Genomic DNA, 14,965 nt, shown 5'->3' with positions numbered 1-14,965 from the left:
GCGGCATGCGACGGCACCCGCCTCCCACCGTGGTGGCGCGTCGGCTCTCAGCGCCGTCCCACCCGCACCACCCGGGTCCGGGCCGCCCGGTCGTGCCAGCCGCGTCGGGCGGGACGGTCCAGCAGCGGCGTGAACAGGCCCAGCAGCAGGACGGTGCCGAGCCCGCCCACCAACCAGCGCAGCAGCGAACGCCCGAAGCCGGGCGGGCGGGTGCTTCCCGCGGCGACCACCCGGATCCGGGCCAGCCGCTTGCCGAAGGTCTGGCCGGTCCGGGCGACCGGCAGCACCTGGTACAGCAGCGCGAACAGCACCAGCACCCCGAGCACCACGGCCAGCCGGCCCAGTACCACCTGGTCCAGCAGCCACACCTGGTGCTGACGCCCGGTCAGCCGGGCTGCCAGCTGCGCCTGCTCGATCTTCTTCCGGACGTGCTCCGAGACCGTGGCCGCCATCGGCACCGCGACGGCCGCCCCGACCACCAGCGTCACCGCCCCGTCCACCAGCCACCCGAACGCCCGCGCCGCCAGCCCGGCCGGGACGGGCGCCGGAACGGCCGGCCGCCGCCCCTCGCCACGAGCGCCGGCGGCACCGACACCGCCACGCACCCGCGCGGCAGGACCTTCCTCCACCTGGGCAGCCCTCGGCGGGCGCACCCGCTCACTGGTGACGTGCGCCACCCGCGGCTCCCGCGCGGCCCGCTCCACCGGCGCCGACTGTGACGACGACGACGGCGACGACGGCGACGGCGACGACGGCCCGCCGGCCGGCACCTCGCCGGGTGCCCCGTCGACGCCCCAGGACACCCGCCGCGGCGCCTCCCCGGTGTCCATCAGGCCCCGCTGCGCCCGCGGATCCGCCCGCCAACCCGAACCGGCAGCCGACTCGGCGGCCCGCACCTCCTCCACCGAAGCCGGAGCCGGAGCCGGAGCCGACACCGAAGCCGAAGGCGCACTCGCCCCGCGCAACGGCTCGGGCATCACCCCCTCGTACGCCGGTCGCGGTTCGTACAGCGACGCCGGCCCGGCCGACATCCCCACCGAGCCGTCACCGCCCGGCCCTCCCCCGGCAACGGCACCGCCGCCGCCCCCGCCGCCATGCCAGGGCGTCCCACCGAGCGGCTGGGCGGGGCGCGGCGCGACCTCCTCCACAACCACCGGCTCCGGCCCCCGAACCTCGGGCTCGACCGAGGCCCCCGCCCCCGCAGCGAACCCCTCCCGGACCTGACGCACCGGAGCACCCACCGGCGCCCGCCCGCGCTCCTGCGCCTCCCGACCCGTCCCGCCGCGCCGCGGTGCCACGACCGCCGCCTCCGGGACGGGCACCGGGCCCAGCCGCAGTGCGGCGGCGGTGGCCCAGGATTCGGCGGCGGCGGGCTGGAGCCCGTTGCCGGTGACGGCCCAGGGCGCGGGTCCGACCCGGTCGAGGCCCCGCACCTCGGCGGCGGCGGGCGGGGCCTCGACCGGGTCGGGGTGGGCGGGCATGTTGAAGGCGGTGTGGGCGCCCGTCTCGTCGAGGTAGATGGGGCCGGTCTCGATCAGCGGGCCGGCGGGTACGGCGGGGACGAGGCCGGGCGGGACGCTGTAGGGCGGCGGGCCGATGTAGCGGGCGACGAAGCGCGGGGGCTGGAGCTGTTCGCCGGGGGCGGGGGCGGCCCGGCTGGTGCCGGGGACCCAGGCGTGGCCGGCCCAGTAGCGGACGAAGCCGGGTACCGAGGGGTCGGGGTAGTAGCCGGGTGTTCCGGCGTCGGCGGGCACGGTCGTGCCGAGCATGGGTGCTGCGGTGGGGGGCCGGTCCGTCATTGCCTCTTCCTTCGTACCGGCACCGCGGCGTGCAGGTGTGCGGATGTGCGCAACAGGGCCGCGGGCGGAGAGTCGCCGGGCAGTCACAAAGGGTAGCGCCTGGAGGGGCCGGGCCCGCCGGGTTCACCGGATCTCGTGGAACCGGTGGTACGGGACGGACTCGAGTGGTAGGGCGCGAGTCCGGTGCGCCGGACGCCCGTCGCCCCGTCCGGAACAACCGGGGCGGCGGGGAAAAGGTTCTGCGGAAAGTCCGCCGGAAAGTTTCTCGGAAACCCGTGTAAGAGTGCGCGGCACCGCCGCTCTTTCCCTGCCGTGGGGCCGATCGGCGGCCTCACGCGTGGAGGCGAGAGGGTGAGCGGCCGTGGCCGGACAGTCGACCGGAGTGGTGGAGCAGGAGCTGGAGCTGGAACTGGTGCTGTCGCCGGAGCGCAGCGTCGCGGTGCCGGCGCGGTTGTCGTACGGGAGCCACGACCCGTTCGCGGTGTACGTGACGTTCCACCTGGACAGCGGGACGCCGGTCACCTGGGTGTTCGCCCGTGAGCTGCTGGTGGAGGGAACGTTCCGCCCGTGCGGCCAGGGCGACGTGCGGATCTGGCCGACCCGGGCGGGGCGGCGCAGCGTGCTGTGCATGGCGCTGAGCTCGCCGGCGGGCGACGCGCTGCTGGAGGCGCCGCTGCCGACGGTGGCGGCGTGGCTGGAGCGGGCGCACCGGCTGGTGCCGCCGGGTGCCGAGCTGGAGGCGATGGACCTGGACGGCTCGCTCGCCGAGCTGCTGGCGTGACGGCCCGCGCCGGGTCCGCTTCCGGGCCGGCCGGGGTGTTCAGCGGGCGGCGGGGGCCTTCTGAGTGTCGGCGCTGCCGAGCCCGTCGGGGCCGGTGCGCGGGGCGGGGAGGCGGACCGGCGGGGCGCCGGCGGCGCGGCGGCGGGAGTGCACGCTGACGGCGGCGACGGCCAGGAAGCACAGGCCGAGCAGGGGGTAGACGGAGGCGGGTGCCTGGCTCAGGGCGGGCAGTTTCTGGTCCAGGTCGCCCTTGTGCGGGATGATCCACATCGCGAAGGAGAGGAAGCCCAGCAGGGTGAGGCCGAACACGATCCGCCAGCGGTGGCGCCGGCCGGCGCCGGGGCGGGAGCGTTCGTGGGCGGCCTCGGCGGCGAGCAGCACCAGCATCGGCACGCACCACACCCAGTGGTGGGTCCAGCTGATCGGGGAGATCAGCACGGCGGTGACCGCTGCGGCGCACACGCTCCAGGCTTCGGCTCGGGGCGACCAGTGGGCGCTGCGGTGGGCCCAGGCGGCGATGGCCAGGCCGCCGACGGCGACCAGGGCGGCGAGCGCGGTGGCGGGCAGCCCGGGGTGCTCGGTGTGCAGTAGGCGGGCGGCCAGGCCGCTCAGTGACTGGTTGTCGACGATGACGGTCTTGCCGACCCGGGTGGAGTCGAACAGGTACTTGGTCCAGAAGCCCCAGGTGGCGTCGGGCAGGACCAGCGCGCCGATCAGGAAGGTGCCGAGGAACGCGCCGGCGGCGACCAGTGCGGCCCGGATCCGGCCGGTGATCAACAGGTAGACGGCGAACAGGCCGGGGGTGAGCTTGATGCCGGCGGCCAGGCCGATGGCGATGCCCTTGGTGCGGGCGTGGTCGGGGCGGGTGAGGTCCCAGAGGATCAGGCAGGCCAGGGCGAGGTTGATCTGCCCGTAGCGCAGGGTGGTGAAGACGGGTTCCAGCCAGACGCCCAGTCCGGTGATCAGGATCACGCCGATCGGCCGCAGTTCGCGGCGCGGCCAGCCGACCAGTTTGAAGGACAGGTGGGCGAGGGTGGCCAGCAGTAGCAGGTTCCCGACGGTGACGGCCACCCGCAGGAACGGGATGCCGAACCAGGTGGTCGGCACGAACAGCATGGCGGCGAACGGCGGGTAGGTGGCGGGCAGGTCCCACTTGGTGACCCGCAGCGCGTACAGGTCCTGGCCGTGGGCGACGGCGGCGCCCTCGGCCCGGTAGACGAGCATGTCGACCATCGAGGTGCCGACGAAGTGCCGGACGATCGCGTAGCCGAGCAGCGAGACCAGGGCGATCGCCGTGGCGGTGCGCAGCTGCCGCCGGGGGGCGGCGCGCAGGGCGGCGGTGATGTCGGCGAGCAGGCGGGCGGGTGCGGTGAGGGCGCGCTTCCAGGCCTGAACGGGTGATTGTTCGGGTCCGCCGGAGGATGTGGCGCGCTCTGCTTGCACCGTGGTCACTGTGTTGCTCCGTCCGCCGTCGACCTGTGCTGGGCCAGCAGCCGACACTACCCGACCGTCCGGTTCATGCCACCGGTCGCGGTCACGGCGGTCCTGATCGTCCTGGCCGGGCGGTTCGCGGTCGCCCCGGGCTCCCCTCCGGGGGCCTGCCTCGCGGTCACGGGGAAGTGTGACGGTGCGAGCGCGGCCCCGGCCCGGGGCGACCCCTTGTTCAGGTGCCGCACCTGGTGATCGGTCGGCCGACGCGGACGGCGGGCGACCTGCCGCCACATGCCGTGTGGGCGGCCCGCCGATGTGTGGTGATCGGCGTGCGCCCGACCCTAGCCGGGCGGGCGGGCCGGATCGGCGCGGCCGGGGCGGCATCAGGCGCCGCTGAGGACGTACTAGGGAGTACTTAAGGAAGAGGAGCGACACCGAGCTGTCGCCCCCGCGGTAACAGCTGCTGTGTCGGGTCATCGGTCCGTCAGTCCTTGCGGATCAGCCGGCCGGGGCGGCGCCGTTGCTGGCGCGGCAGTTCGACTTGGGTGCGGGTGTTGAGCCGCACCGCGATCTGGGCGCCGCCGAGTGCGGCGGAGCGGCCGAGGGTGACGTCGCCGCCGGTGCTCTCGGCGAGTTTGCGGACGATGTCCAGGCCGAGGCCGGTGGAGCCTTCGCCGCCGTGGCCGGCGCCGCGGCGGATCTCCGGGGCCGGGTCGGCGAAGCCCGGTCCGGCGTCGCCGACCAGGACGGTGACGCCGTCCTCGTCGGCGGTCAGGTCGACGGCGAAGGCGGTGCCGACGGCGGTGTGCCGGAACACGTTGCCGAGCAGCGCGTCGACGGTGGCGGCCAGGTCGCCGCGCTGCACGGGCACGGGTGCCGGTTCCTGGTCGCCGGCCAGCTGCCAGGGGCGGCCCTCGTCCTCGGCGAGGGCGGACCAGAAGGCGACGCGTTCGCGGATCACTTCGACGGCGTCGCAGCCGAGCACGACCGGTGGGGCGTCCACCGGGTCCCGGCGGGCGCTGCGGATGATCTGGTCGACCTCGCGTTCGAGCTGGGCGACGGCGTGCCGGGTGGCGTCGGCGGCGTCGCCGGCGCCGAGTGCGGCGGCGTTGAGCCGGAGCACGGTGAGCGGGGTGCGCAGCCGGTGCGAGAGGTCGGCGGCGAGTTCCCGTTCGGCGGCGAGCAGGTGGACGACGCGGTCGGCCATGGCGTTGAACGCGTAGGCGGCCTCCCGGAGCTCTTCGGGTGCGCCGGCCGCCTCGGGGCCGTCGACCGGGACCCGGACGGTGAGGTTGCCGGAGCCGAGCGTGCGGGCGGCGGTGGCGAGGCGGCGGGCGGAGCGGACGATCCGGGCGCCCATCCGGTCGGCGACCGCGACGGAGACCGCGACCAGGGCGAGCGCGACGCCGGAGAGCACCAGCCAGGCGGTGCCGACGCCGCGCGACAGATCGGAGTCCGGGACGAACACCTCGACCATGGCGACCCGGCCGTTGTCGACGGCGACGGGCTGGAGCAGGGCGTAGCCGCCGGGGGTGCGCAGGGTGCCGGTCCGCGCCCCGCGGCTCGGGTCCTCGGTGGGGCCGAGCTGCCCGGCGTCGACCCGGCCGCGGCCGACCACCTGGCCGCCGGGCAGGTGGACGGCGAGGCGGTCCTGGGCGCCGGCCTCGGTGGAGGCCAGGGCGCGGGCGACGGCGTCCCGGTCGGTGGTGATGGCGAGCGCGGGGCCGAGCGCGGCGGCCTGCCGCTGGGCGGTGGTGAAGGCCCGGTCGCGGGCGGTGTGCTGGACGACCAGGCCGAGCGGGATGAGGAACGCCAGTGCGACCATGACGGTGCCGGCGATGGCGGCCTTGACCATCGCCCAGCGCAGCGAGCGGAGCAGGCGCTTCATGTCGTGCACCCGACCGGTTCCGAGGGCGCTTCCAGCCGGACGCCGACGCCGCGCACGGTGTGCAGGTAGCGCGGGCTGGAGGCGGTCTCGCCGAGTTTGCGGCGCAGCCAGGACAGGTGAACGTCGATGGTCTGGTCGCCGCCGTAGGTCTGCCGCCACACCTCGGCGAGGATCTCCTTGCGCGGGACGACCACGCCGGGTCTGGCGGCGAGGAAGGCCAGCAGGTCGAATTCGCGCCGGGTGAGGTCGAGGCGTTCTCCGTCGAGCAGGGCCTCGCGGCGCTGCGGGTCGATGGCGAGGCCGCCGACCCGCAGGATTTGAGGGGCCATCAGGGAGCCGCCGCCGAGCCTGCGCAGGACGGCGGCCATCCGGGCCGTCAGGTGCTCGCCGGAGAAAGGTTTCACCAGATAGTCGTCGGCGCCGTCGTTCAGCAGCCGGACGATCTCCGCCTCCTCGTCACGGGCCGTGGAGATGATGACCGGTACGTTGGTCAGTCCGCGGATCATCTTGAGCGCCTCGCTGCCGTCCAGATCGGGCAGGCCCAGATCGAGGATCACCAGGTCGCAGCCGACCTGGGCGACTTCGCGCAACGCCTCCAGGGCGGTGCCGACGGAGCGCACGGCGTGGCCGGAGTCGGCCAGATGGCGGATCAGGGCGGAACGCACAAAGGGGTCGTCCTCGACCACAAGCACTGTTGCCATGGGGCTGCACGGTACGGCATCCCGACCAACTGGTCTGTACCTTGGGTGGCCCGAACGGGTCCGGCCGGCGCCTGACGGGTCCTCTGGAGCCGTGATCTGCAAGGTTGCTGAGGAATGGCCGGGGCACTGACCTGCCCGTGACCCGAGTACGGCAGGATGGGCCCGCGATGCGGAGCGGATGGGTTCAACTGGGCGCCTGGACGGCGGCCACCGGGGCGGCGGTGGCGCTGTCCTGGCTCGGTGTGCACGCGGTGCTCGCCGACACGGTGTACGAAGGGCCGGTGGCGCTGCCCCTGCCGTCGGCGGTGTCCTCGCAGCCGGGGCCCGCGGTGACGGTGCCGCCCGCACCCTCGGCGACGGGCGCCCTGCCGCCCGGCCCGGACGGCCCGGGCGGCCCGACCGCCCCGCACCCCGATCCGGACCCGGACCCGAGCGCGACCCAGGGCCCGAACCAGAACCCGAACGCGGGCCCGAACCCGAGCCCGGGCCAGAGCCGCGGCCAGCCCTCCCCGTCCCACAACAGCACCATGACGGCCCGCACCTCGCCGAGCCCGACCGGGACGGTGCACAGCTACCTGATGCCGGGCGGCCGGGTGGCGGTCGATCTGCGGGAGCACGACGCCGAGTTGGTGTCGGCGACCCCCGAGGCGGGGTGGGCGATGCAGGTCTGGCACGGCGACCAGTGGATCCGGGTCCTGTTCAGCAAGGACGACCGGGTCTCCCAGGTGTACGTGACCTGGAACGGCTACCAGCCCGACGTGCAGGTCGTCCCGGGCTGACGACACCGGACGCGTCGCCCGGCGGGGGCTGACGGGCGGGCCGTGCCGACCCCACAATGTCGGTCGACGCCCGCACCACCGAGGAGCCCGCCGTGCCCCCGCAGCCCGATGCCATCGACGTGCTGGACGGAAAACTGATCCGGCTGCTCGCGGAGGAGCCACGGATCGGGGTGCTGGAGTGTTCGCGCCGCCTGCAGGTGGCACGCGGCACCGTGCAGGCCAGGCTGGACCGGCTGCAGGCGCGCGGGGTGATCGGCGGGTTCGGCCCGCAGGTGGACCCGGCGGCGCTGGGCTACCCGGTGACGGCGTTCGCGACCCTGGAGATCTCGCAGGGCCAGGGCACGGACGTGCGGGCGCACCTGGCGGCGGTGCCGGAGGTGCTGGAGCTGCACACCATCACCGGGCAGGGCGACATGCTGGTGCGGATCGTGGCCCGGTCGAACGCGGATCTGCAACGGGTGATCGACCGGGTGGTGTGCTTCGACGGGATCGTCCGGGCGTCCACCGCGATCGCCCTGGAGAACCCGGTGCCGTTCCGGGTCCTGCCGCTGGTGGAGCAGGCCGCGGGGGTCCCGGACGGGGCCTGACGGCGGGCCGGCGTGACCGTTCTGGCGTGTCCACGGGTGACGGCGGGCGATTTTTGGCATATGCCTATGGCTCATGTACGCAGTCAACGCCGTCATCATGACCCCCGGGGCCATCCCCTCCCAGGGCCGGCCGGCCGCCCGCACCACCCGGGCACCGCGATGAGGCGGGCCACCCCGGCGCCCACCCTGATCACCTCCGCCCAGCGCGCCCTGCGGCTGCTGGAGGCGGCCGCCCAGCACCCGACCGGCGCCACCGCCAAGCAGCTCGCCCGGGACACCGGACTGGCCCTCGGCACCACCTACCACCTGCTGCGCACCCTGGTGCACGACCAGTACCTGGAACGCCGGGAGGGCCGGTACCGCACCGGCCCCGCAGTGTCGGGGCTGAGCGTGGAGGACCGGCTGGACGGGCCGGAGGCCGGGCGGATGCGGCTGGACCGGGTGCTCGGCCGGATCGCCCACGAGCTGAACGCGGCCGTGCACTACGCCCGGTACAAGGACGGCGAGGTCGAGCTGGTCGCCGCCCGGGCCGCGCCCGGCGCCGCCACCGTCGATCCGGCGAACTTCAGGATCGCCGCGCACGCCCACGCGAGCGGCAAGACCCTGCTGGCGCTGCTGTCCGCCGAGGAGCGCCGGGCGCACCTGGCGCGCCACCCGATGGTGCCGTTCACCCCGTACACCCTTCGCGAGCCGTCCCAGCTGCCGCTGCTGCCCGGGCCGGGGCCGCAACGGGCCGCGCCGATCACCCAGTACCAGGAGTACCAGCTGGGCGTGGTGGGGGCGGCGGTGCCGATCGTGATGGGCAGCGACCTCGCGGCGGTCGCGGTGGCACTGCCCGCCTCGCAGGCGCACCGGCTGACGGCGGTGGCCGAGAAGCTGCGGGCCCGGGTCGGCGAGGACCTGGCGACCGCGGCGTTCGGCGTCTAGGCCGGGCGTGCGGGCCGGATCAGCAATGCGGGACGGCTCAGCAGTGCGGGACGGCTCAGCAGTGCGGGACGGCGCCGCCCTCGCGCACCGCCTTGAGGGCGGCGATCGACTCGGACAGCGTGTCCACGGGGACGAGCTGCAGCCCGTCGGGGGTGTTGACCTCGCCCTGCGTGCACTCGCTGCGCGGCAGCAGGAACACCGTGGCGCCGGCGTTGCGCGCCGCCTGGGTCTTGAGCGGAATGCCGCCGACCTGGCCGATCCGCCCGTCCGCGTCGATGGTGCCGGTGCCGGCCACGTCCCGCCCGCCGGTCAGGTCGCCGCCGTTGCCGTCGCCGGCGATCTTGTCGACGATGCCCAGGGCCAGCATCTGCCCGCCGCTGGGCCCGCCGATCTCCCCGAGCCGGATCTGGACGTTCACCTGTTCGGGCGACAGGTGCAGGTAGTTCAGCGCGGCCATGGTGGCGCTGTCCTGGGACTGCGTCATCTGCTGCTGCGTCGCCTGGTTGGCCTTGTTCGGGTCGGTCTGCGGGTAGACCTCCTCGGTCGGCACCACCGCCCGCTTCGGGTCGATCCAGGACGCCAGCGAGTCCCACAGGGTGTTGCGCTGGCCCGGGCCGGTCGCCTCGACGGTCACCACCCGCAGCTGCCCGGAGGTCTGCCGCTGCGCCGCCCCGCTGATCGTGATCACCTGGGTGCCGTCGTACGTGCCCAGGGTGTCGGCGGTCCGGCCCGGCGATTCCACGGTGAAGGGCAGCGGCGTGAACGCGGCCACCGCGAACAGTGCCAGCACCGGCAGCGCGCACAGGGCGAGGGCGCGGCTGCGGAAGGCGGTCAGGGCCGTGGGCAGGTTCTGGAGAGGCACACCCCGCATCCAAACACACCGGGGCGGCCCCCAGGGACGGCCGCGCGGATCGGCCGGTTCAGCGCAGTGCGTCGGCGACCTCGGTGGCGGCCTCCACCACGCGCGGGCCGACCCGCTCAGGCACCAGGCCGTTGAGCATCACCACGCCGACGCTGCCCTCGATGCCGCTCAGGCCGATCAGCGCGGCGGCGGCCCCGCAGGCGCCGGACTGCTCCTCGGCGCGGGTGATCACGAAGCCCTGCTCGGGGCGGCGCTGGCCGGGGAAGCCCCGGGCGTCCAGGATCGCCCGGCCGGCCGCGCTCTCGGTGAGCGGGTGGCGCAGGCCGGTGCGGTAGGCGACGTGGAAGTCCGTCCAGGTCGGTTCGACCACGGCGACGGCGAGTGCCTCGTTGCCGTCGACCAGGGTGAGGTGGGCGGTGGCGCCGAGGTCCTCGGCGAGCGAGCGCAGGGCGGGCAGCGCGGCCTCGCGCAGCAGCGGGTGCACCCGGTGGGCGAGGCGCAGCACGCCGAGGCCGACCCGGGCGCGGCCGCCGATGTCGCGGCGGACCAGGCCGTGCTGTTCCAGGGTGGCCAGCAGGCGGTACACCACCGTGCGGTTGACGGCCAGTCGGGCGGCCAGTTCGGTCACGGTCAGCCCGCGCTCGGAGTCGGCGAGCAGTTTCAGTACCCGGACACCCCGGTCCAGGGTCTGGGAGGTCTCAGCAGTCACGAACGCCAGGTCCTTTCCGCGGCGAGTCCGACCCTACGACACAACTGCCGTGGGCCGCACCGGAATTGATCACACGCCAGCGGGGTTTCCGGCGTGGGAGTCCGGCCACGGCGAGGTCGGCCGGTCGCAGGGCTCCGCGGTTGCCCGGCCGAGCTGGGGGTGGGGCCCGAACGGATTGGGGAGACGCTAGTGAACGGGAGGCGCGCTACGGAAGTAGTTGTTCAAAATCCGATCCACATCGTTGGAAAGTCGCGATGAAAAAACGGACAAGACGCGCAAAACTCCAAGCCGAATAGCTCTGGTGTTCGATATCTGACCGGTAGCCGGACAGCGGCCCTCCGCGGGCGAGGGATCCAGAGGGGTCAGAGGACGTTGCGGCCGACGGCCCACAGCCCGGCGGCGACCAGGATGGCGGCGACGGTGCGCGGCGAGAGCCGCAGCTTCCAGCGCCGGCCGGCCAGTCCGTGGCGCAGCCGCACCAGGTACCAGGCGGCGACGAAGGGGAGCGCGAGCAGCAGCGCGGCGTTGTCGTGCCAGGCGGCGACCAGGTCGCCGTGCAGCAGGTCCCAGGTCATCCGGGTGCCGCCGCAGCCGGGGCACTGAAGGCCCGTCAGCCGGCGCCAGGGACAGAACGGCAGGGACTGCCCGGGCAGGTGCGGGTTCCGGGTGTACAGGTAGGCCGCGCCGGCCAGCCCCGCGGCGAGCAGCCCGAGCGGGCCGGCGGCGGGGTGGCGCAGCAGGGCGAACGGCGAACGGCCGGCACCCCCGCCGCGGGTGTCCGCGGGGCGGGGGTGCCGGCCGTTCGCCTCGGCGCTCAAGATCAGCTGCGCAGCAGACGGCCCTGGGCGTCGGTGCGGGTGTCGCTGACCAGGAAGATGATGCCGTCGATCAGCGCCCAGACGCCCATGCCACCACAGGTGAGCAGCTGCGCGATGCCCATGCCGATGTGGCCGGTGTAGAAGCGGCCGACACCGAAGCCGCCGAGCAGGATCTGCAGGATGCCGGCGACGACCTTGGACTTGTCGGACAGCTCGGGCTGGGCGTTGTACGCCACGAAAGGCTCCTCGTTCGGTGCAGACGGCCGGGCGCGCGTGGACGGCACGCCTCGACATGGGCAGCCGGCGTCGGACGGGCACCTCGGGGTGAGGCGTCCAGGCGCTGGCACGCGGAAGATTAACGGAAGATAAGACTGGATGTCTGCACACTTTCTCTAATCGAAAGCCAAATTTCCTCCGCGAACCCTCCGACCCAAGGTTCTTGACGCTCAGTCAGACCATCGGTCCGTCAGCCCTGCGTCGCCCACTCCCGGATCCGCCCGATCCGCGCCTTCAGCTGGTTCGCGGTGGCCTGCGCGGTGAGCGGACCGCCGCACTGGCGGCGCAGCTCGTTGTGGATGGTGCCGTGCGGCTGGGTGGTGCGGTGGTGCCAGGCCGCGACCAGCGCGTTCAGCTCCTTGCGCAGCTCGCGCAGCTCCTGGTGGGTAACCACCGGGCGCTGGTCGGCGGGCAGTTCGATCAGGTCGGCCTCCTCGGCGGGGCGGGCCTTGGAGCGCTGGATCTGCCGGTGCTGACGTTTCTGCAGCAGCATCTGCACCTGGTCGGGTTCGAGCAGACCCGGGATGCCGAGGTAGTCCTCCTCCTCCTCGCTGCCCGGGTGCGCCTGCATGCCGAATTCCATGGCGTTGTACAGCACCCGGTCGAAGACCGCCTCGCTGCCCAGCGCCTCGTAGGAGAACTCCTCGCTGCCGGTGTCCGGCCCGTCGTTGGCCTTCTCGGCCTCGGCGAGCAGCCGGTCCTCCTCGTCGAACAGCCCCTCGCCGTCCTTCTTCGGGCGGTCCAGGATGTGGTCGCGCTGCAGTTCCATCTCGTTGGCGAAGCCGAGCAGCATCGGGATGGTGGGCAGGAACACCGAGGCGGTCTCGCCGCGCTTGCGGGCACGCACGAAGCGGCCGACGGCCTGCGCGAAGAACAGCGGGGTGGAGATCGAGGTGGCGTACACGCCGACGCACAGCCGGGGCACGTCGACGCCCTCGGACACCATGCGGACCGCGACCATCCAGCGCGAGGTGCCCTCGGCGTAGTCGGAGATCCGCTTGGACGCCTCGGTCTCGTCGGAGAGCACCAGGGCGACCTTCTCGCCGGTGATCTCGCGCAGCATCTTGGCGTAGGCGCGGGCCACCGTCTGGTCGGTGGCGATCACCAGGCCGCCGGCGTCCGGGATGCCCTTGCGGACCTCGGTCAGCCGCCGGTCGGCGGCCTGCAGCACCGCCGGGATCCACTCGCCCTGCGGGGACAGCGCGGTGCGCCAGGCCTGGGCGATCAGGTCCTTGGTCATCGGCTCGCCGAGCCGTGCCTCCAGCTCGTCGCCGGCCTTGGTGCGCCAGCGCATGTTGCCGGAGTAGCTGAGGAAGATCACCGGTCGGACGACGTGGTCGGCGAGCGCGTGCCCGTAGCCGTAGGTGTAGTCGGCGATCGACTTGCGGATGCCGTCGCTGCCCGCGTCGTAGTGCACGAACGGGATCGGGTTGGTGTCCGAGCGGAACGGCGTACCGGTCAGCGCGAGCCGGCGGGTGGCGGGCTCGAACGCCTCGAAGCAGGCCTCGCCCCAGGACTTGGAGTCGCCGGCGTGATGGATCTCGTCCATGATCACCAGCGTCTTGCGGGCCTCGGTGCGGTTGCGGTGCAGCATCGGATTGACGCCGACGCCCGCGTAGGTCACCACGATGCCGTGGAAGTCCTTGGACAGCGGGCCCGAGGAGTACGCCGGGTCCAGCCGGATTCCTATCCGGGCGGCGGCCTCGGCCCACTGCTTCTTCAGGTGCTCGGTGGGCGCGACCACGGTGACCTGCTGCACCAGGTGGTTGTGCAGCAGGTAGGACGCCAGGGTCAGGGCGAAGGTGGTCTTTCCGGCGCCCGGGGTGGCGACCGCCAGGAAGTCCCGGGGCTGCTTCTCGATGTACTTGTCCAGCGCGCCCTGCTGCCAGGCGCGGAGCTTGCCCGCGGTACCCCAGGGGGCGCGGCCGGGGAAGGCCGGGGAGAGGTGTGCGGCGGCGGAGGTGCCGGTGGGACGGGGGTGGAGGCTGTCGGCGTGCGAGAACAGCGGGGCCATCGGTGAGGAGGCGGCGGTAGTCACGGTCTCCGAACGGGGTCGTCGCAGGTCAGAGCCTATGCAAGGCCCTTTTCCCGCGGTCTGCGGGCGGTCGTGGAACCCGCCCAGCCTAGCCCCTTCCGGGGGGCGGACAGCGGCGATGGAGGGCCCTTGTGGCGCGCGTCCCACTCCCGCCGCGCGGCCCTCACCACACCTTCACGCGGCACGGCCGGCCGTTCACCGTGATCGCGCCCGGGACGCTGTGCGGGCCCGCCGCGACGCCGGTGAACCCGGCCTCCGCGCTGGCGCCGGGCAGCAGCGCGGGGCCCTCGTCGAGCAGCACCGCCCCGGCCACCTCGTGGGCCTGCCCGGTGCCCGGCCGGGGTGCCACCAGGTGCTCGCCGTCGGCCAGCGGCCAGCGCAGCGTCCAGTCGTCGACCGGGCGGTCGGTGGTGTTGCGGACGGTCAGCAGCGCCTGGAACCCGCCGCCGGCCTGCGCGGTGATCCGGTAGCCCACCTCGCACGCGGGCTCGCCGCCGCGCTGCCCGGCGGCACCCGCCGGGGGCGCGACCAGCGCGGCCAGCAGCGCCATCGCGCTGCCCACCAGTCCGGCCAGGCCCAGGTTGATCCGGCGCAGCAGGGTCAGCCGGCGCCGGCAGTCCGCGCAGTGCGGCAGGTGGTGCTCCACCCGCTGCCCGGCCCGCCGTCCGGCGCGGCCGCGGGCGTGCCCGGCGAGCGTCTCCCAGTGCCCGGCGCAGGCCGGGTCGCACGGGCTGCCCGGATAGTCCCGCAGGTAGGCCAGCCGCAGGCCCTCGCGGGCGCGGTGCACCAGTACCGCCGCCGCGCCGCGCCGCACCCCGAGCCGGGCCCCGATCTCGCGGGGCGACAGCCCCTCCACCTCGGCCAGCCACAGCGCGTGCGCCCACCGCTCGGGCAGCCGGGCGAGCAGTCGGCGCATCCGGTCGGTCTCGGCCACGCCCGCGGCCGGGTCCGCGCTCTCGCCGCCGGGCACGTCCGGGGCGGCCCGTTCGCGGACCGGGGCGGCGGCCAGGTGGCGGACGGTGGTGGTCAGGTAGGCGCGCGGGTCCTCGATCCGCTGCCCGGCGGCCAGCCGCCGCCACACCCGCAGGTGGGCCTCCGCGACGAGGTCCTCGGCCCGCCAGTGGTCGCCGCCGGTGAGGATGCCGGCGTAGCGCAGCAGGCCGGGGTGGTGGCTCCGGTACAGCTCGGTGTACGCGGCGAGCGGCGGGCGCCCGGCCGTCCGCGCTGATGACTCGGCGATCTTGTCCTCCCCTGGCCCGGCCGGACCGGCGGCGGCCCGGTCGGCTCCCGCGATCCTGCCCGGGAGGCCGTACGGATGCACACAACACCCCCACACTCGGCGGCCGAAATGCCCGGCTGATCCCCGTCAATG

The 14,965-nt window shown here is 74.4% G+C and carries 14 protein-coding genes; 4 read left to right on the top strand and 10 right to left on the bottom strand.

The window, feature by feature from the left end; translation table 11 throughout:
- Positions 1-47 precede the first annotated feature (47 nt).
- The gene (locus tag ACFYST_RS29810) at positions 48-1,799 is read right to left on the bottom strand and encodes an RDD family protein (protein WP_387866801.1); all 1,752 of its coding nucleotides are present in this window, start codon (positions 1,797-1,799) and stop codon (positions 48-50) included.
- Positions 1,800-2,160: 361 nt separating this feature from the next.
- Between ACFYST_RS29810 and ACFYST_RS29805 the strand changes: the two genes are divergently transcribed.
- On the top strand, positions 2,161-2,580 hold the full coding sequence (locus tag ACFYST_RS29805) for an SsgA family sporulation/cell division regulator (protein WP_387866798.1): 420 nt from the start codon (positions 2,161-2,163) through the stop codon (positions 2,578-2,580).
- A 39-nt stretch (positions 2,581-2,619) separates the two neighbouring features.
- Here ACFYST_RS29805 and ACFYST_RS29800 read toward each other — a convergent pair whose 3' ends face one another.
- The 3 genes from ACFYST_RS29800 to ACFYST_RS29790 all read right to left on the bottom strand — a co-directional run bounded on the left by ACFYST_RS29800 (position 2,620) and on the right by ACFYST_RS29790 (position 6,600).
- Complete coding sequence (locus ACFYST_RS29800) at positions 2,620-4,032, bottom strand: glycosyltransferase 87 family protein (RefSeq protein WP_387866796.1); 1,413 nt, start codon at positions 4,030-4,032, stop codon at positions 2,620-2,622.
- 463 nt (positions 4,033-4,495) lie between these two features.
- Positions 4,496-5,878, bottom strand: coding sequence for an ATP-binding protein (locus ACFYST_RS29795; protein ID WP_387866865.1), 1,383 nt, complete (start codon positions 5,876-5,878; stop codon positions 4,496-4,498).
- Positions 5,879-5,895: 17 nt separating this feature from the next.
- Positions 5,896-6,600, bottom strand: a complete 705-nt coding sequence (locus ACFYST_RS29790; RefSeq protein ID WP_387647500.1) for a response regulator transcription factor — start codon at positions 6,598-6,600, stop codon at positions 5,896-5,898.
- Between the two features lie 167 nt (positions 6,601-6,767).
- Here ACFYST_RS29790 and ACFYST_RS29785 point away from each other — a divergent pair, with 167 nt between their 5' ends.
- The 3 genes from ACFYST_RS29785 (at position 6,768) to ACFYST_RS29775 (ending at position 8,893) form a co-directional block, all read left to right on the top strand.
- Entirely contained in the window at positions 6,768-7,379 is a 612-nt protein-coding gene (locus ACFYST_RS29785) for a hypothetical protein (RefSeq protein WP_387647502.1), read from the top strand.
- Between the two features lie 56 nt (positions 7,380-7,435).
- The gene (locus ACFYST_RS29780) at positions 7,436-7,966 is read left to right on the top strand and encodes an Lrp/AsnC family transcriptional regulator (RefSeq protein WP_387647505.1); all 531 of its coding nucleotides are present in this window, start codon (positions 7,436-7,438) and stop codon (positions 7,964-7,966) included.
- A gap of 159 nt (positions 7,967-8,125) precedes the next feature.
- Positions 8,126-8,893 (top strand): IclR family transcriptional regulator, encoded by a 768-nt coding sequence (locus tag ACFYST_RS29775; RefSeq protein WP_387866794.1) that lies wholly within the window; start codon positions 8,126-8,128, stop codon positions 8,891-8,893.
- Positions 8,894-8,948: 55 nt separating this feature from the next.
- Here ACFYST_RS29775 and ACFYST_RS29770 read toward each other — a convergent pair whose 3' ends face one another.
- The 6 genes from ACFYST_RS29770 to ACFYST_RS29745 all read right to left on the bottom strand — a co-directional run bounded on the left by ACFYST_RS29770 (position 8,949) and on the right by ACFYST_RS29745 (position 14,914).
- Positions 8,949-9,764, bottom strand: coding sequence for a S16 family serine protease (locus tag ACFYST_RS29770; RefSeq protein ID WP_387866792.1), 816 nt, complete (start codon positions 9,762-9,764; stop codon positions 8,949-8,951).
- 49 nt (positions 9,765-9,813) lie between these two features.
- A complete protein-coding gene (locus tag ACFYST_RS29765; RefSeq protein ID WP_043914174.1) occupies positions 9,814-10,464 on the bottom strand; it encodes an IclR family transcriptional regulator in 651 nt (216 codons plus the stop codon).
- A gap of 362 nt (positions 10,465-10,826) precedes the next feature.
- Positions 10,827-11,282: a DUF2752 domain-containing protein gene (locus ACFYST_RS29760; protein ID WP_387647512.1), complete on the bottom strand. Its 456-nt coding sequence runs from the start codon at positions 11,280-11,282 to the stop codon at positions 10,827-10,829.
- Positions 11,283-11,284: 2 nt separating this feature from the next.
- Entirely contained in the window at positions 11,285-11,518 is a 234-nt protein-coding gene (locus ACFYST_RS29755; protein WP_387647514.1) for a TM2 domain-containing protein, read from the bottom strand.
- Between the two features lie 230 nt (positions 11,519-11,748).
- Positions 11,749-13,572, bottom strand: a complete 1,824-nt coding sequence (locus tag ACFYST_RS29750; protein ID WP_387647655.1) for a DEAD/DEAH box helicase — start codon at positions 13,570-13,572, stop codon at positions 11,749-11,751.
- 184 nt (positions 13,573-13,756) lie between these two features.
- Entirely contained in the window at positions 13,757-14,914 is a 1,158-nt protein-coding gene (locus tag ACFYST_RS29745) for a sigma-70 family RNA polymerase sigma factor (protein WP_387866789.1), read from the bottom strand.
- Between the last annotated feature and the right edge of the window lie 51 nt (positions 14,915-14,965).

The sequence above is a fragment of the Kitasatospora sp. NPDC004614 genome, from assembly GCF_042873675.1.
Classification (GTDB): domain Bacteria; phylum Actinomycetota; class Actinomycetes; order Streptomycetales; family Streptomycetaceae; genus Kitasatospora.
The sequence above is the reverse complement of the archived record's forward strand: the minus strand, read 5'-3'. Positions and strand labels throughout refer to the sequence as shown.